The following is a 20,756-nucleotide window of genomic DNA, read 5'->3' as shown; positions in this document are numbered from 1 at the left end:
CTTTATGAATAAAATTTTTAAAGTAGGCCTAATTGGTTGTGGCCATATTTCTGAAACATATTTTAGAGCAGAAAAATATTTCAACAATATTAAAATTGTTAAATGTGCAGATATAAATCTTAACAATGCGATCAAATGTGCAAAAACATATAAGATAAAAGCGGTAACCGTTAATGAACTTTTGAAAGATAAAGAAGTCGAAATCATACTTAATTTAACAATTCCAAAAGCTCACTATAAAGTTGCAAAACATGCATTAGTTAATGGCAAACATGTTTATTCTGAAAAACCACTAGCAATTAATTTTAAGGATGGAAAAGATCTCATAAATATAGCAAAAAAGAAAAAACTTTATATTGGAAACGCTCCCGATACTTTTTTAGGTGGTGGTATTCAAAAATCAAAAGAATTAGTAGATAAAAAAATTATAGGAAAAATAAATTTGGGTAATGCAATTTTTGCCTTTCCTGGAGTTCAATCTTATCACCCAAATCCTGAACCTTGGTTTGCTAAAAAAGAAGGTGGTCCAGTAATCGATATGGGTCCATATTATTTAACAGCTTTAGTTAATTTATTAGGGCCAGCAAAAAAAGTTACAGGCAGTATTGTGAATGGAGTAAAGAGAAGAACTATTGGAATAGGTCCAAGAAAAAACAAAACCTTTAAAGTTGAATGTCCCACAACATATTTATCAACAATTACATTTAAGAATGGAACGATTATTAGACTAACTTTATCTTTTGATGTGATAGCTCACCAAAGAAACCACATAGAATTATATGGTGATAAAGGATCGATGATAGTCCCAGACCCAAATATGTTTGGTGGTTCAGTTTATGTATGTAAAAATTTAGGTGACACATGGAGAGAATACAAAACTGATAAAATGCCATTAGGAAAAATTAACATCAGATCGCAAAGTTCTAGAGCTAACGAGTCACCAACAAATGCAAATTATCGTGGAGCTGGATTAGCTGAGATGGCGTACTCAATTGAAAATAAAAAAATAAATAAATGTAATGGAGAGTTATCTTTACATGTATTAGATATAATTCAATCAACCATGAAAGCTTGTACCTCTGGTGTTTCTCAATCAATAAAAACAAGCTGTCAAAAACCTAAATCATTTTCATTGAAGGAAATTAAAAAAATTTTAAAGTAGATTTGTATTATTCAATAATATTGAAATCAGACTTATATTTGTCAGTAATCGTTAAACCAAGACCTGGTTTATTATCATCTAAATCAATAAATCCATTTTCTGGAGTAGGATCACCTTCAAAAATATAATAGAAAAGTTCATTTCCAATTTCAACATCGTGAACAGGAAAAAACTCAGATATAGGGCAATTAAAATTAGACATTGTTAAATGATAATTATGCATTTGACCTGCGTGAGGAATTACAGGAACTTGATGAGCCTCTGCAATTGCATTAATTTTTTGAGCAACTGTAAAACCACCAACTCTATTATTATCATACTGAATATAACTTACCGCTTTTAAATCTAATAATTGTTTGAAACCAAACATGTTGAATTCGTGTTCTCCACCAGAGATTGGAATCATATTCATATTATTGAGTTCAGCATATCCATGAATGTCATCTGCAATAACTGGTTCTTCTAGCCATCTTGGATTAAATTTCATAAGTTTTGGAATTATTCTTTTTGCATAATCTAAATTCCAACCCATATAACATTCCATCATTAAATCTGTATCCTCACCAATTACTTCTCTTACAGCTTCTGCAAGCTCAATATTTTTTTTCATTCCTTCAGGTCCATCTTTAGGACCCCAACCAAATCTCATTTTAAACATCTTAAAACCTTGCTTAACGTAACTTTCAGCTTCTTTTTGAAGTTGCTTAATAGGTTGGCTGTAAAGTTTTGAAGCGTAAACAGGAATTTTTTCTTTTGTTCTTCCACCCAAAAGTTTGAATACTGGTTTTTTTGTAATTTTACCCATTATATCCCAGAGAGCGATATCAATTGCTGATATTGCAACCATACCAATTCCTCTTCGACCCCAGGCATGAGTTCTTCTATACATTTTTTCCCAAATATAAGCGTAATCAAAAGGATCTTCTCCAATTACTAATGGTTTTAAATATGTATCAATTGTTTTTTTTGCTACTTGTGGTGCTAAAGCTGCATTACCAATTCCAATAGTTCCATCGTCAGTTTCAATTTCACAAATTAACCATTCATGAAACCTAAATGAACCCATAGCATCAGATTTTTCAAATAAAAGATCAGAGGCATTTGTACAAAAGTTATTTTGTGGAGGTACAGTTTTACCATTCCATTGATAAACTTTAGTTCTTATCTCTTTAATTTTTGTCATTATTTATTTTTATTTTCAGCCATTGTTAAAGCAATTTTGAAAGAATTCAAAGTAGGTTCTAAATTTGCCACATTTTTACCAGCAATATCAAAAGCTGTACCATGTGCAGGGGTTGTTATAGGAACTGGTAATCCACCTTGAACGGTAACACCTCTATCAAAACCAAAAGCTTTTAAACCAGATTGAAGAGCATCATGATACATCCCAACAATACAATCATGATTTTTATTTTTATAAGCAGTAATAAAAGAAGTATCACAAGGCAAAGGTCCATCTGCATTAATACCCATTTTTTTTGCTTCTTCTATAGCTGGTATAATTTCATCTTTTTCTTCAGTTCCAAATTCTGCATGAGGATTAAGTGCTTGAACAGCAACTCTTGGACTTTTAATACCGTTTAATTTCATCGCTTCATTAATTAATTTAATTGGTTTTATAATTTTTTCTTTTTTAACATGATCTGGAACTTCTTTAATTGGAATATGCGATGTAACTCGTGCTGTCCAAAAATTATCAATAACATTAAATTCACAAAAAAAATTTTTTACATCTAATTTTTCTGCCATTAAATGTAATTCATCTGAATATTTATTTCCTCCAAGTTTTAAACTTGTTTTATTGAATGGTCCAAAATTTATTGCATGAATTTTATTTTCTTTAGCAAGTTCTAAGGCTAAATTTAAAGCTGACAAAACACTTTCCCCAGATTCTTTAGAACATTCTGATAATTTATAACTATGATTTTTACCTTTAGAAATATCTAGAAAATATTGATTTCCATCTTGAAAATTAATTTCATCAAAACTTTCAACAAATTTTAAATTATGTGAATAACCAGAAATTTTATTACCATTTTCAAATATATTTTTTTCTCCAATTACAACAACATTTGCCTCATTCGTAATTTTTTTTGTCAATAATTTAGACACTAACTCAGGTCCAATACCAGAAGGATCACCTAGCAGTAATGCAATATTAATTTTATTTTGAGGCATTTTTTACTTTACGGTTTGTATCAGATTATGTTTATATAATTAATTATAAATTAACTAAAGAGGGAAATAATGAAAAAAAGTTTTAAACTTTTCTTAGCTGCTGCATTTCTAGTGACTGAATTTTTTGTTATAGCATTACCAATGCTTACTACTTCTGCTAGAGCAGATGGTGCTATACAGGCAATTACTCACGCTGGTTTTGGTGGTGGTACTGATGTAACTACTAGAATGATGCTTTTAAGAGCTCGAAGAGTTCTTAAACAAGACATGCAACTAGTTAATAAAAAAGGTGGTGGTGGAGCTGTATCTATGGACTATATGATGAGCTTACCTGCCGATGGTCAACACACTTTAACTTGGACTACTGGTCATGCTGTATCAATGGCATTAGGTAAAACTAAAGTTAAAATTAGCGATATGCAACCACTTGCAAGAGGAACTGATGATCCTCAATTATTTGTTGTAAATTGTAAAGCTGACATCAAAGATGCTAAAAAATTTATTAGTGTTCAAAAATCAAAATCACTTAAATATGGAACAACTCACGTTGGTGGAATTGATGACGTTAGTGCAATTGCATTTACAAAAAAAGGTGGATTAAAAGATCCAACTATTGTTGCTTATAAAGGTGTGGCTCCAATTAAAACTAACCTAATCAAAGGAGATATTGATGTAGGTGTTTTAAACTTAGGGGAAGCATTAACAGAAATAAATGATGGAACACTATGTGTTTCTGTTGTTTTAGCAAATAATAGAATGGCTAAAATTGGAGACTCTCCAACAGCTAAAGAGTTAGGAATACCTGTTTCTTTATCTACAGTTAGAGGTTTCGTAACTAAAAAAGGAGCTCCAGCAGCAAGAGTTAAAGAGTTAGAAGCTGGAATGATGAAAGCTATGGGACACAACTATTACAAAAATTTCTTAACTGAAATTGGTCTTGATGACACTAGTGTAGTTGGTGCTGATGAATGGGGTAAGCAAATGGAAGAAATGCTTACTGAAATGACTGCACAACTTAAAGCTTTAGGTTATATTAAGTAATTTAAAAGAAAGTACATTTAATTAATGAATAATGTACGAAAACAAAAAAGGGCAAACAAAAGTTTGCCCTTTTTTTTTAAAGATGAATTTAAAGTTTCATTTATAATAATATTTATTTCTACTATTTTACTAATTACAACTTTTACATTTGATATTGTTCCTCCAATTTTAAACAGAGGTATTCAACCAGCAACTTTCCCAAAGGCATTGTTGGTTTTAATAATAAGTTTAACATTAATAATTTATTATTTATCAAAAAAAAAACCTTGGAAAATTGAAAAAAAATTACCAAAAACATTTTTTTTAACATTACTCAGTTTTATATTTTTTGTAGTAATTTCAAAAACTTTAGATTTTTTTCTAGCAATTTCTATTTTATCAATTTTTGTATCTTATAATTGGGGTGAAAAAAGATTATTTTATTTACTATTAGTAGGTATAATTTTTCCAGTAATAGTATTTATTTTTTTTGAAACAATTTTAGGGTTAAGATTTCCACCAGGAATAATAACTAACATTTATTATAATTAGATGGATAATTTATTATTAATGTTGGCACCTCTATTTAGTTCAAAACTAATGACAGTTTTATTTTTTGGAACTTTATTTGGTTTAATTTTAGGAGTTTTACCAGGACTAGGGCCAACAACAGGTGGTGCATTAATTTTACCTTTTACTATGACGCTTGATCCTCTTTCAGCAATTGTATTATTAACCTCTATTTACTGTGCTGGTACTTATGGCGGAGCAATTACAGCTATCTTAATTAATACACCAGGAACTCCTGCGGCAGCAGCAACATGTTTAGATGGTTATCCATTGGCTCAAAAAGGTGAGGCAGGTAGAGCTCTTGGAATGGCAACGGTATCAAGCACAGTAGGTGGAATTTTTAGTGTGATCATATTAGTTTTTTTTGCACCTTTATTGGCAAAACTTGCTTATGAGTTTGGGCAGCCAGAATACTTTGCTTTAGCTATTTTTGGTTTAACTATGCTTGCTTCTATTGGTGATGGAAGTCCAATCAAAAACTTAATTGCTGGAGCTTTTGGAATATTGATTTCAACTATTGGAAAAGATTTTATGACCTCAATAGATAGATTTACCTATGGAATTAATGAATTATCTGAGGGTATTGGTTTTATACCAGTTGTTGTTGGTTTATTTGCAATTAGTGAAATGTTAACTCAATCAACTTTACTAGATCAAGTTTTTAAAAGAGTAGCTTTAAAAGCAGTAAAATTACCCTCACTTAATGATTATAAACAAACATGGAAAACTATTTTAAGATCATCAGGTATTGGATCATTTATAGGAGTGCTTCCTGCAGAAGGTGGCACAGTTGCATCTTTAATTGGTTATTCAGAAGCAAAAAGATTTTCAAAAAAACCCGAAGAATTTGGTAAAGGTTCAATAGAAGGAATTGCAGGAGCTGAAGCTGCTAATAATGCTGCAACAGGTGGAGCTATGGTGCCAACTCTTGCTCTGGGTATTCCTGGTAGCGCAACTACTGCCGTAATATTAACAGGTTTAATAATTCATGGGGTAAGACCGGGTCCTGATTTATTTAGGGAACAACCAGAATTTTTATATGGAATTTTTGGAGCAATGTTAATTGCTAACGTACTCTTTTTTATATTTGGTTTTTTTGGTGCTAAGATTTTTGCAAGAATAACATTGGTACCTAATAAGATTTTATGGCCAATGATTTTTGCTGTTTCTGTTTGTGGAACTTATTCATTAAGTCAATCAATTATTGATGTTTGGATAATGATATTCTTTGGAGTGCTTGGATTTTTTATGAGAAGATATGGTTTTTCAGTTGTTCCAGTTATCATAGGGTTAATATTAGGAGAATTGGTTGAGGGTACTCTTAGACAATCATTAGTAATATTTGATGGAAATTGGTTAATGTTTCTAACAAGACCTATTGCTTTGACATTCTTTATTTTATCTTTAATTGCCCTAGCTTTTCCATTATTAAGATCAAAAAAGAAAAAGAAATAATATGATTAAATACGATTTAAATAACAGAGTTGCAGTTGTAACAGGTGGGGCACAAGGTTTTGGTTTGGCAGTAACTGAGAGATTTATCGAAGCTGGTGCAAAAGTGGTAATCTGGGATATTGACGAAGATGCTATAAAAAAAGCATTAGATAAAGTTAATTCAGAAAATTTAAGCTATCAGATTGTTGATGTAAGTAACTTTGAAAATATTAATAAAAGCTTACTAGAAACAGAGAGCAAGCTTAGAAAAATAGATATTTTTATTAACAATGCAGGTATTGCAGGAATGAACACTACTGTAGCTGAATACCCTTTGGATGAATGGAATAAAGTTATTAACCTAAATTTAAATTCTGTATTTTATTGTTGTAAAGCTGTTGTTCCTTTTATGGAAAAAAATAACTATGGTCGTATTGTTAATATTGCATCCATCGCTGGAAAAGAGGGAAACCCTAATGCAAGTGCATATAGCACATCTAAAGCAGGAGTTATTGGTTTAACAAAGTCACTAGGTAAAGAATTGGCTCAAAAAAATATTGCAGTTAATTGTGTTACACCAGCTGCTGCAAAAACTAGAATTTTTGATCAAATGACTGAAGAGCATATTAATTATATGCTTTCAAAAATACCAAGAAATAAATTTGCAAAAGTAGAAGAATTAGCTTCTTTAGTTACTTGGTTAGCTAGTGAAGAAAATTCGTTTTCAACTGCTGCAGTATTTGATTTAAGTGGTGGTAGAGCAACTTACTAATAATTATGCAAATAGGTATAGATGTTGGTGCAACAAAGATAGAAAGTGTTGTACTTGAAAAAGATGGTCAAGAAAAACACAGATCTAGAATACTATGCCCAAAAAATTATACTCAAATTATTACCTCAATAAGAGATATTCAAAGACAATTAGAACAAGAATTTAAACGAGAACTTCCAATTGGTGTTTGTCACCCCGGGGTTCACTCTCCTCAAACAGGGTTAGTTAAAAATGTTCCAAACATAAGTTGGTTAGAAAAAAAACCTTTTCAAAATGATCTACGTAAAGCACTTGGCAAAGAAGTGTTTTGTGAAAATGATGCAAATTGTTTTGCTTTATCAGAGGCTATAGATGGAGCAGGCAAACATTACAAAATTGTTTATGGTATAATCTTAGGTTCTGGAGTTGGAGGTGGTTTAGTGATTGATAAAAAAATAGTAAGTGGCCCTAATGGTGTTGCAGGAGAATGGGGTCATAATCAAATTCCTTATTTTGCTGCAAAGAAAGAAAATTTTGACTCGACTAATCCAAGAGAAGCTGAGATTGAAAGTTTTTTATCTGGCTTAGGTTTAGCAAAAAGATTTAATAAACTTTATGGAAAAAATTTAAAAACAAATGAAATTTTTGAATTAAATAGAAAACATGATTTAGATGCAGAAAGATTTATAGATGATTTTAAAGTAAATTTAGCAATGTCACTATCAAGTATAATAAATATTTTAGATCCTGACGCTTTTGTTTTTGGAGGAGGCGTTTCAAATGAAATTGATTTTTTACATGAAATAGATTCATTAGTGAGAAAATTTGTTATTGGAAGAGAATACGAGGGTGTTTTTTTAAAACCTAAATATGGTGATGCTAGTGGTGTTCGTGGTGCCGCAAGATTGGGAAGAAGCGCGACATATTAATTAAAAATTTCTCATTAGAATTTAATTTAGAAAATTTTAATTTTACAAAAGATAAGAAAAGTAGGGAAAAAATATTGATTAAAAAAAATCAATTAAGAGTTGTATTTATATTTTTTGTTATGATCTTTCCTTAAAGCAGTTATATTTCATTTTTTAAATTAATTTAAAATGGGAGAAATAATGAAAAAACTTATACTTTCGATTGCAGCTCTTGCATTATTTGCAACTACTGCTTTCGCTGAAAGATACGTCATGATAACTCATGGTGAAGGAAAAGATCCTTTTTGGCCAGTAGTTCAAAAAGGTGGTGAAGATGCAGCTCGAGCAATCGGTGCTGATTTTGAATACATCTACAACCCTTCTGCTGATATGGCTGATATGGCAAGCTCAATTCAAGCTGCTGCAGCTACTCAACCAGATGGAATGGTAATTTCTTTACCAGACCCAGATGCATTAGGCCCAGCTATTAAAGCTGCTGTTGCAGCTGGTGTTCCAGTAATTACAATGAACTCTGGTTTAGAGTCTTCTGCTAGCCTAGGTGCTTTGATGCACGTTGGTCAGCCTGAATTACTTGCTGGACAAAAAGCTGGTGAAAGAGCAAAAGCTGAAGGTGCTTCTAAAGCACTTTGTATGATTCAAGAAGCATACAACACAGCTCTTGTAGACAGATGTGAAGGTTATGGTTCTGCAGTTCCTATGCAAATGACTGATACTACATCTGACCCTGCAACTATTCAAACTAGAGCTACTGCTGCTTTACAAGCTAACAAAGATGTCAATGCAGTCCTTTCAGTAGGACCTCACGTATGTGAAGCTGTTGATAAAGCTTTAGCTGATCTTGGTATGACAGTACACCATTCTTGCTTTGACTTAAGTCCTGCGGTTATGGATTTAATCGGATCAGGAAGAGTTGCTTTTACTATTGATCAACAACAAAGACTACAAGGTTATGTGCCAGTTATCGTATTACACTTGTACAACAACAGTGCTGGACTTCTTCCAGGAGCTAACATCCCATCAGGACCTGGCTTCGTAGATAAGTCTAACGCTTCTTCAGTTGCTGCTCTTGCAGGAATTGACAGATAGTTAGTTAAAATTTAAAGGGTCGATTATTTAATCGGCCCTTTTTTTTATAAAAATTTAAAAACCTTTTTTAAAAATGAATACATCAACAACAAACAAACCAAGACAAGAGTCAGACCGACAAGGTGAAAAAAAATGGTATTCTGCATTAATGGCTCGTCCAGAGGTTGGACCTTTGGGGGTAATGATCTTACTTTTTTGTATGTTGGGATACTTTTCTATTCCAGAAGGAGAATTTTCTCTTAACCCTTTTTCTGGTGAAGGATTTAACGCCTTAGGAATTAGAAATAATTTTAGGGTAATTGCTCAATTAGGGATCGTAGCACTTGCTGCTGGGATGTTAATTATTGCAGGTGAATTTGATCTTTCAGTTGGTTCAATGATTGGTTTTGCTGGTGGTTGTATGGCAATGATATTAAAATGGGGTTTTGCTGTTGTTATTCCTTACGTATCTTTTGTAGGAGGTTTTCATTTTGAGGGATTTCAATTATTTGAAATTAGAGATGTCTCACCATTAATGGCAATATTAATTACTTTATGTATGACTTTATCCTTTGGATGGATCCAGGGATGGATAATTGTTAAAAGTGGAATATCTTCTTTCATTGTTACACTTGGTGGACTTTTCTTCTTAAGAGGTTTAACAGAAGTATCATATAGAGCATTTAATAGAGCTCCTGATCAAACTGCTGGATCAACAACTGTTACTGATTTGCCAGATATCAAAAACATTATAAATGTACCAGGTCTCGGAGAAATGGAAAGAGATGCGGCTAAAGCTTTACCAAATGACCAATTATTAGAAATTCTTAGCAACGCGCCAGCAAGTACTGTTGCAAAATTAACTGAACGACTAACGTATGTGAACGAAAAAGTTGCAGCTTATAAAACTGACATAAATGCAGAAAAAATGATTTCAACATTAGAAAAATCTTTAGCTGGGGCAAAGAAATCTGGCAATGATTCAATGGTAGAAATTTTGACAAAGAAAATTGAAGCTGGCGTTGACGTTCCTGCGGTTACAGCAAAAGCAGTTACTAATATTGATATTGCAAGAGCTTATATTGACACCATAGTTACTGCAAGACCAGTCGCTAATTTCTTTGGAGGCGATATTATGGAGCCAGTATTTAATTGGCTATATTATACAGTAGATTGGAATGTAAATAACTTTGGAAACATCTTTGCTAAGGGAATGTATTCTGCTTTAATGATTTGGGGACTTATAGCTTTTATTTGTTATTTCATTTTGAGCAAAACTCAAGCAGGTAACTGGATTTATTCAACTGGTGGAAATCTTAATGCTGCAAAGGCTAATGGTGTACCGACGAACAAAGTTAAGATTGCATTATTTGTCAATACTGCGTTTTGTGCAACTATGTTTGCTGCATGTCAGGTTTTTGAAGTTAATACTGCTGATACTGCTAAAGGAAATTTAAAAGAATTAGAAGCAATTGCTGCAGCGGTTATTGGTGGTGTTGTTCTAACAGGAGGTTTTGGAACAATAGGTGGAATTATTCTAGGTACAATTATTTTTGGAATAGCAAAAGAAGCCTTCTTTTATATTCCTGGAATTGATGGATCTTTTTATAGAGTGTTCCTTGGAGCGGTTCTTGTTACTGCTGCCTTTACAAATGAGAACATTAGGAAACGAATTATGGGGAATATCTAATGGATAAAAAACCATTAATTGAAATAAAAAATTTAGTTAAAAAATTCGGAGCATTTACTGCTTTAAATGGCGTTTCATTAGATGTTTATCCGGGTGAAGTTCACGCTCTTTTAGGTGACAACGGTGCTGGAAAGTCAACTTTGATTAAAGTGTTATCTGGAGTTCATCCAATGACAAGTGGAGAAATAAAAGTAGATGGAGAAATAGTTAACTTTACTACACCACGTCAAGCATCTGATGCAGGCATTGGTACAGTTTATCAAGATTTAGCACTCAATTCCCTAACATCAGTTACAAGAAATTTTTTTCTTGGACGTGAAATTAAAAAAGGACCTGGGGCATTTGGTTTACTGCAAATGGATGAGATGGATAGAATTACAACAGAAGAAATGTCTAAAATTGGAATTAACATTTCAAACCCCAATCAACCAGTTGGAACAATGTCAGGTGGACAAAGACAAACATTGGCTATTGCAAGAGCAATTTACTTTGGTGCAAAAATATTAATATTAGACGAACCCACATCAGCATTAGGTCAAAAACAGCAAATGGAAGTTTTAAAAACAATAAAAAAAGTTCAAAATTTTGGAAATATTGCAATTATACTAATTACCCACAATGAAATTCATGCACGTCTCATAGCTGATCGATTTACTTTTTTAAGTTTAGGTGAAGTAATTGGTTCAGGATTGTCTGCAGATCTTGGTAACGAAGAAGTAAAAAGATTGATGGCAGGTGGTGCAAAAATTGGAGATCTTGCTAAAGAATTGGAGTTATAATGAAAGTAAAATATTATGATTTGGAAAGTAAAAGAGTATTTATCACAGGTGGAGGATCAGGAATTGGTGCTTCAATTGTTGAGCATTTTTGCGAACAAGGTTCAGAGGTTTACTTTATAGATATTAATGTATCAGAATCTGAAAAATTAATTGAAGAGATAAAAGATAAAAAATATTCAATCCCAACTTTTATTCAATGTGATTTGTTAAATATAAAACAACTTCAAAAGACTATAGCTGATATTATTAGCAATAAGGGACCGATAGATATTTTGATTAATAATGCTGCTAATGATACTAGACATAAAATTGACGATGTAACTGAAGAATATTGGAATGAAAGAATAAATGTAAACTTAAGACATTTTTTCTTCACAGTTCAATCTGTTAAAAAATCAATGATAGACAATGGTGGTGGGGCAATCATTAATATGGGATCAACATCATGGATGGTAGGTCAGGGAGGCATGGCCGCTTACACAGCAGCAAAATCTGGAGTTGTTGGTTTATCAAGATCTTTTGCTAGAGATTTAGGTGAGTTTAACATCAGAGTTAATTCAGTTGTACCTGGATGGGTAATGACTCAAAGACAAATAGATTTGTGGTTAAATGATGAGTCTGAGAAAGAATTGATGAAAAGACAGTGTTTAAAAGAAAAATTAATGCCACATGAACTTGCTCAAGCAGTATTGTTTTTTTCATCAGAACAATCTTCGGGTTGCACCAATCAATCTTACGTAGTTGATAAAGGCTGGTTATAATAGACTTTGTGAGGGTACAATGTTCTACGATAGAAAATAAGTATTTAAGGATTAAATCAATTAATATTGGTGCTTGTTTGTATGAAGTTTATGATAAGCAAAAGAAAATAAATATAATCTTAAATCTAGGTCCTAAAAAAAATTATAGTAGTAAAAATTTTTATGTAGGTGCTACTTGTGGTCGGTATGCGGGAAGAATATCAAATTCAAGATTTAAGATTAAAAATAAGATTTATAAACTCAATGACAATGAGGGAAAAAATACACTACATGGAGGAAAAATAGGATTTGATAGATTAGAATGGAAAATACAAAATCATTCAAAAACTAAAATTATCTATCAATTATTATCTAAAAATCTAGACCAAGGTTTTCCAGGAGATTTGAATTCAGAGTGCACTTTTGAAATCAAGAATAAAAGTTTATTTATCAAATACCAATATAAATCAAATCAATTAACTTATGTAAGTTTAACTAATCATAGTTATTGGAATTTAAATAAAAATAAAAATGAAACAATATTTAACCATGATTTAAGAATTAATTCTGAAAAGTATCTTGAAGTAACCAATAAATTAATCCCAACAGGCAAAATTAAAAAAGTTAAAAACACTATTAATGACTTTAATAAGTTCCAAAATATTGGAGAAAAAATAGACATTATTAAAAACAAAAAAATAAAGAGAACATCAAATAAAATAAATGCATTAGGATTTGATTTAACATTTTGTGTCAAAAAAAATTCCAAAAATTATTTAGCCTCATTAAAAAATAAAAAAACTAATATCCAATTAGATTTTTATTCAAATCTTCCTGGAGTACAGCTCTATACCAGTCAAGGTTTAAGATATAAAAATAAACTCACTCCTTACCAAGGTGTTTGTTTAGAAACTCAACACTATCCAGATGCTCCTAATAAAAAAAATTTTCCTATTACTTTAATTAAACCAAATAAACTTTATAAGTACTTTACAAAAATAAATATTTCATAAAATGAATAAAAAAATAAACATATCAATCGTGGGAACTGGTTTAATGGGCCTTCAGCATATCAAGGCTATTTCAAAATCAAAAAAAGCTAATCTCCATTCAATAGTAGATATTAGTAATACCGCTAAAAATTTATCAAAAAAATTTAAAATTCCATTATATTCAAATGTAAATGAACTTTTAAACTCAAAAAATTTAAATGCAGTGATTGTTGCGACCCCAAATCAATTACATGAAAAGCATACAGTTGGTTTTTTAAAGAAAAAAATTCCAGTGTTATTGGAAAAACCTATTTCAGATAACATTAATTCGGCTAAAAAGATTATTAGTAGTGCTAATAAAAATAAAACCCCGTTATTGATAGGGTATCACAGAAGACATAATTCAATAGTATCAAAGGTAAAAGAGCTTATCGATAAAGGTAAATTAGGAAATATAGTTTCAGCAAATGTGTTGTGCTGGCTTTATAAACACAAAACTTATTACAAAGAAAAATGGAGGATAAGTAAAGGAGGGGGTCCTTTAGGAATTAACTTGGTTCACGATATTGATATGATTTGTTATTTACTTGGTTCAATTAAATATGTTCAAGCGTTTACAGCCAATAAAACGAGAAAATTTAAAGTAGAGGATACTGCAACAATTAGTTTAGTTTTTAATTCAGGAGCTCTTTGTACTTTAAATTTATCAGATACTATCGTTGCGCCATGGAGTTATGAATTAACAGCTGGAGAAAATCCTGCTTACCCTGTAACCAATCAATCTGCATATATGATTGGTGGCACTAAGGGCTCACTACAATTTCCTAATTTAAAATTTTGGTTTTATAAAAATGAACGAAGTTGGTGGAATAAAATTTTAGTTAATGAAGATAAAAACAAAAAAGATGATAGTACTTTAGTAAATCAAATCAACCATTTTGCAGATGTAGTTTTGAAAAAAGTTAAACCAAAGGTAAATGGGAATGATGGTTTAATCTCTCTTAAAATTTTTGCCGCAATAACTAAAAGTGCTAAATCAGGTAAAAAAATTAAACTTTAATTTTCTTTTTTTTCCCTTCGGTACGAATGAACAATATTCCAAATATAATTATTCCAATTACCCCATAAATTTTATTAATATCAATTGGAACACCAAATATCATAAAGTTAATTATTGTAGACCACACTAACTGAGAATATTGAAAATTAGTTACAAACGATAAATTTGATAATTGAATTGCATATATCAGCATGAAGTGACTTATAAAACCAGCTAATCCTAATAAAATTAAAAGTAACCAATAGCTATTTTTTTCGATTGGAACCCAATTTAATGATACATAAATTGTAAAAATAATAGCCCCGGTAATTGCTGTATAAAATATTGAAGCAAAAGGATCGTTATTTCCAGAAATTAATTTAGTAAAAAATTGATAAAGCGCCCAACATAATGGAGGCACAAGTGGAAAAATTAATTCAGGACTTAAAACTTTCATGCTTGGTCCAAGTGAGTATATGATAGAACCAAAGCTCATTACCATCAATAATAAACCTTTAAGACTCAAGACATCTTTCAAAAAAATTGCTGACAACATTGCAACAATTAATGGCGCAGAAAAAAACACTACATAAATATCCACTAAATCAAATCTTTGTAACGAATTAAACATAAAAAAAGTAGCTGTGACCATTAATAAAGATCTTAAAATTTGAATTTTAAAATTTTTTTTTAAATTTATCTTTGGTTTAAAAATTAGAAAATAAATTCCCAATGCTATAAAATGAAAAAAAAACCTACCCCATACAGCTTGAGTTATTGGCATTACTCCTCCTAAAAATTTAGCTAAAGAGTCCATACACACAAACATAAAAAAGCCAGTTGCAGATAACAAAACTATTTTTAGTAGAGGGGTTTTGTTGGTATCTGTCATGTTTATAAGTTGAGTAAATATTTAAATAATATTTACATTACAACACCAACTTGCCATGGATTAAATTCTTCGTCACCATAGCCGTTAATTTCGCTTTTTGATTTATTGCCTGAAGCTGTATCCACTACTAGTTCAAATATTTTTTGTCCTACTTCTTCTACATTTTCTTTTCCTTCAGCAATAGTTCCACAATTTATATCCATATCTTCAGTCATTTTTTCATACATTGCAGAGTTAGTTGAAAGTTTTAAACTTGGAACTGGTTTACAACCAAAACAAGAGCCTCTACCAGTTGTGAAACAGATTACGTTTGCACCTGAAGCAACTTGACCTGTGACAGATACGGGATCATAACCTGGAGAGTCCATAAAATTAAATCCTTTGTTCTTTAGAGGCTCTGCATAATTTAATACATCTTGGAGTATAGAATTTCCTCCCTTAGCAACTGCTCCTAAAGATTTTTCTAAAATTGTAGTCAAACCTCCTTTTTTATTTCCAGGTGCAGGATTGTTATCCATCGAACTATTATTAATTGAAGTATAATTTTTCCACCATTCAATTCTTTTTATTAATTTATCTGCTGTCTCCTGTGAGTTAGCTCTATTAATTAGCAAGTGTTCAGCTCCATATATTTCAGGAGTTTCAGATAATATTGAGCTCCCACCTTTTTTAACTAAAAGATCTGCAGCAATACCTAATGCGGGATTTGCTGTAATTCCTGAATATCCATCAGATCCTCCACATTGCAAAGCGAGCGTTAAATGATTTACTGATTGAGATGTTCTTTCAACTTTATTTGCTTCAGCTAGCAAATTTTTAATTTGAGATAATACTTTTTCCACAATCTTTTTTGTTCCACCTTCATCTTGGATAGTTAAGAAGTGAATTCTGTTATGTTTTTTTAATGACTCGTCAAACAAACTTACTTGTGCACACTCACATCCCAAACCTATTACAAAAACATGTGAAAAGTTTGGATGATTTTTAAATCCATCAATTGTTCTTTGAAAGATTTGCATACCTTCACTTTCTGTATTCATTCCACATCCAGTAGAATGAGTAATAGGAACTATGCCATCAATGTTCGGATAATCTTTTAAAATATTGGAGTATTTAATTCTTTCTACAATCATTTTAGTCACTGTTGCAGAACAATTAACAGTACTTACTATTCCAATATAATTTCTAGTGGCTACATCACCATTATCTCTTAAGATACCATTAAAAAAAGTATCTGCTTTTTCATTAATAATATTCTTTTTATTAGTTACTTTAAAATCTCTTTTAAATTCTCTAAATTCTAGATTATGTGAATGAACATGCTCACCTGGTTTTATGTTGTCTAAAGCAAAACCAATTATTTGATCATATTTTATAATAGGATCACCTTTGTTTATAGATTTTAAGCAAACTTTATGACCAAATGGAATTGGATCTATTGTGCTTATATCATGCCCTTCTATTTTTGTTTTTTCAGGGATTATAAATTGACTTACGCCAACATTGTCATTTTGATTTAAAACTATTAGATTATTCACAGATTTATTATATAAATATTATTTTAAACAAGCCATAATAATTTTATTAGATTGTTTCTATGAAAAAAAAGAATTTAAGAAGTCAGCAGTGGTTCGATAACCCAAAAGATCCTGAACAAACAGCAATTTATCTAGAGCGTTATCTTAATTATGGTTTAACTAGAAAAGAACTTCAATCTGGTAACCCAATCATTGGTATAGCTCAATCAGGAAGTGATTTAACACCATGCAATAGACATTTTCAGTCTTTAAGTAAAAGAATAAAGGATGGAATTAGAAGAGCGGGAGGTATTCCAATGGAATTTCCTACACATCCAATTCAAGAAACGGGAAAAAGACCAACGGCAATGTTAGATAGAAACTTATCTTATCTTTCTTTGGTTGAGGTGCTTTATGGATATCCAATTGATGGAGTAATTTTAACAACAGGTTGTGACAAGACTACTCCAGCAGCTTTAATGGCAGCAGCAACTGTAAACATTCCAGCAATTGTTCTATCAGGTGGACCAATGTTGGATGGTGTTTACAAAGGTAAGTTATCTGGATCAGGAACCGTTATATGGGAAGCAAGAAGATTGCTGTCAAAAGGAAAAATTAATTATGATGAGTTTATGGATATGGTATCTGCTTCTGCTCCAAGCATAGGTCATTGCAATACAATGGGAACTGCTTCATCTATGAATTCAGTTGCTGAAGCTTTAGGAATGTCTTTAACAGGATGTGCGGTTATACCTGCACCTTACAGAGAAAGAGAGCAAATTTCTTTTGAAACAGGAAAAAGAATTGTTGGAATGGTTCACGAAGATTTAAAACCATCAAAAATTATGACACGTAAAGCATTTGAAAATGCAGTTGTAGTTGCAAGTGCAATAGGAGCTTCAAGCAACTGTACCACGCATTTAATTGCTATTGCAAAACACATGGGAATTAAATTTGATTTATCTAATTGGCAAAAATTAGGACATGCAATTCCATTGCTTGCCAACTGTCAGCCAGCTGGCGAATATTTAATGGAAAGTTTTTATAGAGCTGGTGGAATTCCAGCTGTTATGAAAGAGCTGATGAAACATAAAAAAATTCATACCAATATAATGACAGTATCGGGAAAAAATGTTGGTCAAAATTTAAAAAGAAAAATTGAAGTAGATAGAAGTGTAATCAAAACTTTCAAAGAATGCTTAACAGAAAAAGCTGGATTTTTAGTTATGAAAAGTAATTTCTTTTCAACAGCTGTAATGAAAACATCTGTTATTAGTAAAGAATTTAGAGAAAGATTTTTATCAGATCCAAAAAAACCTAATGTTTTTACTGGTAAAGTGGTAGTGTTTGAAGGACCAGAGGATTATCATAAAAGAATAAATAGTAAAAAATTAAAGATTGATGAAAAATCAATTCTAATTATTAGAGGTTGTGGACCCGTAGGTTATCCAGGTGCTGCAGAAGTAGTTAATATGCAGCCACCAGATAAGTTATTAAAGCAAGGGATTAATGCATTACCGACGCTTGGAGATGGAAGGCAAAGTGGTACTTCAGAAAGTCCATCTATTCTTCATGTCTCACCAGAATCTGCCGTAGGGGGTGATTTAGCTATTGTTAGAACTGGAGATAAAATGACAATTGATCTTAATAAAAGAAGAGTGGATCTATTAATCACACAATCAGAATTTAAAAAAAGAAGAAAGAAAAAGAAACTTCTTAAAATTGATAACCAAACACCATGGCAGGAAATTTTTAGAAATACAGTCGGTCAACTTGAAGATGGAGCTTGCATTAAATCTAGATCTCAGTATTTAGATGTAGCTACTAAAAAAGGTATACCTAGAAATTCTCATTAATATGAAACCAAAAATACTAGTAACAAGAAAATTATCAGATGGAGCAGAAGAAAAATTAAAGAAAAATTTTGATGTAACTCTTAATTTAAAAGATGAGCCAATTCCAAACGCTGATCTTGTTAAAATGGCTAATGAGTACGATGGATTTATTTCAACAGGGTTTGATAAAATTGGAGAAGAGTTTTTTAAAGATTTAAATGGTAAATTAAAAATTATTGCTCAAGTTGGAGTGGGCTACGACAACATCTCTGTTAAATCAGCTGAAAGTAAAAAAATTAAAGTTACAAATACCCCTAATGTTTTAAATGAAGCTGTTGCTGAAACAACTATTCTTTTAATTTTAGCTGCATCAAGAAGGATAGGTGAAGCTTACAATCTTGTAAGATCTGGAACATGGAAAGATCAAAAACCCGACCTAACTAAATTTATGATAGGAAATTCTGTTACAGGAAAAACTCTTGGTATAATAGGAATGGGTCGAATTGGTAGAATGGCTGCTAAATCCGCAAAAGCATTTGGTATGAAAATAATTTACTACAACAGAAATAAACTTTCAGAAGATCTTGAAGATGGTGCAAAATATTTTTCTGATGTCAAATCAATGATGCCTGAATGTGATTTTGTAAGTATCCATACTCCAGCAACATCTGAAACTAAACATATCTTAAATTCATCAACAATTAGTTTGTTGCCAAAACATGCTGTCGTTATCAACACTTCAAGAGGATCAACTATCGATGATGATGCATTGATAGAAGCTCTTCAAAATAATAAAATTTATGCAGCAGGTTTAGATGTGTTTAATAATGAACCTAATCTTGATGAAAGATACATGAAACTTGATAATTGTTTTGTCTTACCTCATGTTGGAAGTGCAACTCATGAAACTCGTTTAGCAATGAGCATGATGGCTGTTGATAATATTTTTTGTTTTTTTGAAAACAAACCGCTTATCTCAGAAGTAGTCTAACACAACTTAAAGTTGTTATTTAATTAATATATATAATTTCTATACACATATTATTACCGTTTTATTTGTAATTTAAAATCAAATATGATTTAGTTATATAATTAAAAACATAACCGAGAGGAAGATAATGTTAAAATTAATAACAAAAACTATAGCTGCAGTAGCTGTTGTTTCAGTTGCTTTATTTGGTTCTGCAAATGCAAAAACATTAAAGATTGAAACACACTTTACTGCTAATTCACCAAACGGTGAAGTTGCAGCTCAGTTCGCTAAAAACGTAGAAATGTTTTCTGGCGGAAGCTTAAAAGTAGAAATGTTTTACTCATCATCAGTTTCAGGAAAATCTGCTGAAGTATTTAACTCTGCACAAACTGGAATTATTGACTGTGATATGACAGGTGCTGGTTACCAAACTGGTAAAAATGCTGCGTTCCAATTTGCAGGTGATGTAATGGGTGGATACGATAACCCTTATCAACAATATGATTTCTTAAAGTACCCTGGTGCTCAAGATGCAGTTGATGCATTATACAATAAGTATGGAATGACACTTATTGGTTGGTGGATACCTGGACATGAGTCGCTTATTTCAAGTGTTCCAATTCCAGATGTTGCATCTATTAAAGACTTTAAATTTAGATCACCTCCAGGAATGGAAAGTATGATCTTTGCTGAGTTAGGTGCTAAACCAATCGTAATGGATTTTGGTGAAGTTCCAACTGCTTTACAAACTGGTCTAATTGATGGTGCTGACTATTCTAGTTTAGCAACTAATACTGCTGGTGGACACTATGAGCAAAATAAATATGCTACATATCCTGGTTTCCACTCTATGCCAGCTGATCACTTAGCTTGTAATTCTAAAGTTTGGAAAAAACTTAAGAAGCATGAAAGAGGTGCTATGAAAGCTGGAATAGAAATTGCTGGTAGAACTATCACTAGCTTAGTTGAAAGAAAAAATGCTGAAGCTGTTAAACAATTAGCAGGTATGGGTGTTACTCTTCATGACTGGGCTCCATCAGAGAGAGCTAAGTTCAGAGCATCTGCATTAAAAGCTTGGGAAACTTGGAAGACAAAATCTCCTGAGGCTGCTCAACTTATAGAAATGCACAAAGCTTACATGAAAGCTAACGGTATCCTATAATTATAGCATACAGAAAAATCTTGAAGGG

19 protein-coding genes are annotated in these 20,756 nt (G+C 31.5%); 15 read left to right on the top strand and 4 right to left on the bottom strand.

Going from position 1 to position 20,756, the window contains the following annotated elements:
- Nucleotides 1-4 precede the first annotated feature (4 nt).
- The gene (locus AC5SLZ_RS04355) at nt 5-1,162 is read left to right on the top strand and encodes a Gfo/Idh/MocA family protein (protein WP_494615085.1); all 1,158 of its coding nucleotides are present in this window, start codon (nt 5-7) and stop codon (nt 1,160-1,162) included.
- A 7-nt stretch (nt 1,163-1,169) separates the two neighbouring features.
- Here the strand turns inward: AC5SLZ_RS04355 and AC5SLZ_RS04350 are convergent, their stop codons facing one another.
- Nucleotides 1,170-2,345, bottom strand: coding sequence for an L-rhamnonate dehydratase (locus AC5SLZ_RS04350; RefSeq protein WP_494615084.1), 1,176 nt, complete (start codon nt 2,343-2,345; stop codon nt 1,170-1,172).
- Nucleotides 2,345-3,340: a 4-hydroxythreonine-4-phosphate dehydrogenase PdxA gene (locus tag AC5SLZ_RS04345; protein WP_494615083.1), complete on the bottom strand. Its 996-nt coding sequence runs from the start codon at nt 3,338-3,340 to the stop codon at nt 2,345-2,347. Before AC5SLZ_RS04345 ends, AC5SLZ_RS04350 begins: the two co-directional genes overlap by 1 nt.
- Nucleotides 3,341-3,409: 69 nt before the next feature.
- Between AC5SLZ_RS04345 and AC5SLZ_RS04340 the strand changes: the two genes are divergently transcribed.
- The 11 genes from AC5SLZ_RS04340 to AC5SLZ_RS04290 all read left to right on the top strand — a co-directional run bounded on the left by AC5SLZ_RS04340 (nt 3,410) and on the right by AC5SLZ_RS04290 (nt 14,370).
- A complete protein-coding gene (locus AC5SLZ_RS04340) occupies nt 3,410-4,381 on the top strand; it encodes a Bug family tripartite tricarboxylate transporter substrate binding protein (RefSeq protein WP_023648252.1) in 972 nt (323 codons plus the stop codon).
- 24 nt (nt 4,382-4,405) lie between these two features.
- A complete protein-coding gene (locus AC5SLZ_RS04335) occupies nt 4,406-4,912 on the top strand; it encodes a tripartite tricarboxylate transporter TctB family protein (RefSeq protein ID WP_435087513.1) in 507 nt (168 codons plus the stop codon).
- Entirely contained in the window at nt 4,913-6,385 is a 1,473-nt protein-coding gene (locus AC5SLZ_RS04330) for a tripartite tricarboxylate transporter permease (protein ID WP_494615081.1), read from the top strand. It abuts the gene before it with no gap.
- Between the two features lies 1 nt (nt 6,386).
- Nucleotides 6,387-7,136 carry an SDR family oxidoreductase gene (locus AC5SLZ_RS04325; RefSeq protein ID WP_028036752.1) on the top strand — a complete coding sequence of 250 codons (750 nt, stop codon included), beginning with the start codon at nt 6,387-6,389 and terminating at the stop codon, nt 7,134-7,136.
- Nucleotides 7,137-7,141: 5 nt separating this feature from the next.
- Nucleotides 7,142-8,044 (top strand): ROK family protein, encoded by a 903-nt coding sequence (locus tag AC5SLZ_RS04320; protein WP_494615080.1) that lies wholly within the window; start codon nt 7,142-7,144, stop codon nt 8,042-8,044.
- Between the two features lie 180 nt (nt 8,045-8,224).
- On the top strand, nt 8,225-9,130 hold the full coding sequence (locus AC5SLZ_RS04315) for a sugar ABC transporter substrate-binding protein (RefSeq protein ID WP_028036754.1): 906 nt from the start codon (nt 8,225-8,227) through the stop codon (nt 9,128-9,130).
- A gap of 73 nt (nt 9,131-9,203) precedes the next feature.
- Nucleotides 9,204-10,799, top strand: coding sequence for an ABC transporter permease (locus tag AC5SLZ_RS04310; protein ID WP_494615079.1), 1,596 nt, complete (start codon nt 9,204-9,206; stop codon nt 10,797-10,799).
- Nucleotides 10,799-11,578: an ATP-binding cassette domain-containing protein gene (locus tag AC5SLZ_RS04305; RefSeq protein WP_494615077.1), complete on the top strand. Its 780-nt coding sequence runs from the start codon at nt 10,799-10,801 to the stop codon at nt 11,576-11,578. The genes AC5SLZ_RS04310 and AC5SLZ_RS04305 overlap by 1 nt, the downstream gene beginning before the upstream one ends.
- Nucleotides 11,578-12,339 (top strand): SDR family oxidoreductase, encoded by a 762-nt coding sequence (locus AC5SLZ_RS04300; RefSeq protein ID WP_028036757.1) that lies wholly within the window; start codon nt 11,578-11,580, stop codon nt 12,337-12,339. Before AC5SLZ_RS04305 ends, AC5SLZ_RS04300 begins: the two co-directional genes overlap by 1 nt.
- Before the next feature lie 8 nt (nt 12,340-12,347).
- A complete protein-coding gene (locus tag AC5SLZ_RS04295; protein ID WP_494615076.1) occupies nt 12,348-13,331 on the top strand; it encodes an aldose epimerase family protein in 984 nt (327 codons plus the stop codon).
- 1 nt (nt 13,332) lies between these two features.
- The gene (locus AC5SLZ_RS04290) at nt 13,333-14,370 is read left to right on the top strand and encodes a Gfo/Idh/MocA family protein (protein ID WP_494615075.1); all 1,038 of its coding nucleotides are present in this window, start codon (nt 13,333-13,335) and stop codon (nt 14,368-14,370) included.
- Here AC5SLZ_RS04290 and AC5SLZ_RS04285 read toward each other — a convergent pair.
- Both AC5SLZ_RS04285 and AC5SLZ_RS04280 read right to left on the bottom strand, forming a co-directional pair.
- The gene (locus tag AC5SLZ_RS04285; protein WP_494615074.1) at nt 14,360-15,241 is read right to left on the bottom strand and encodes a DMT family transporter; all 882 of its coding nucleotides are present in this window, start codon (nt 15,239-15,241) and stop codon (nt 14,360-14,362) included. The genes AC5SLZ_RS04290 and AC5SLZ_RS04285 overlap by 11 nt on opposite strands.
- 32 nt (nt 15,242-15,273) lie before the next feature.
- Nucleotides 15,274-16,779: an altronate dehydratase family protein gene (locus tag AC5SLZ_RS04280; protein ID WP_028036761.1), complete on the bottom strand. Its 1,506-nt coding sequence runs from the start codon at nt 16,777-16,779 to the stop codon at nt 15,274-15,276.
- Nucleotides 16,780-16,838: 59 nt separating this feature from the next.
- On the opposite strand from AC5SLZ_RS04280, the gene AC5SLZ_RS04275 reads away from it, so the two are divergent.
- The 3 genes from AC5SLZ_RS04275 to dctP all read left to right on the top strand — a co-directional run bounded on the left by AC5SLZ_RS04275 (nt 16,839) and on the right by dctP (nt 20,728).
- On the top strand, nt 16,839-18,614 hold the full coding sequence (locus tag AC5SLZ_RS04275; protein ID WP_494615072.1) for an IlvD/Edd family dehydratase: 1,776 nt from the start codon (nt 16,839-16,841) through the stop codon (nt 18,612-18,614).
- Between the two features lies 1 nt (nt 18,615).
- On the top strand, nt 18,616-19,584 hold the full coding sequence (locus AC5SLZ_RS04270) for a 2-hydroxyacid dehydrogenase (RefSeq protein ID WP_028036763.1): 969 nt from the start codon (nt 18,616-18,618) through the stop codon (nt 19,582-19,584).
- A gap of 127 nt (nt 19,585-19,711) precedes the next feature.
- Complete coding sequence (dctP, locus tag AC5SLZ_RS04265) at nt 19,712-20,728, top strand: TRAP transporter substrate-binding protein DctP (protein WP_051348055.1); 1,017 nt, start codon at nt 19,712-19,714, stop codon at nt 20,726-20,728.
- The last annotated feature ends 28 nt before the right edge of the window (nt 20,729-20,756 follow it).

This window comes from Candidatus Pelagibacter sp. PS_06 (genome assembly GCF_059418045.1).
Note: the sequence above shows the minus strand (reverse complement) of the source record. Positions and strands in the feature narration are given on the sequence as shown.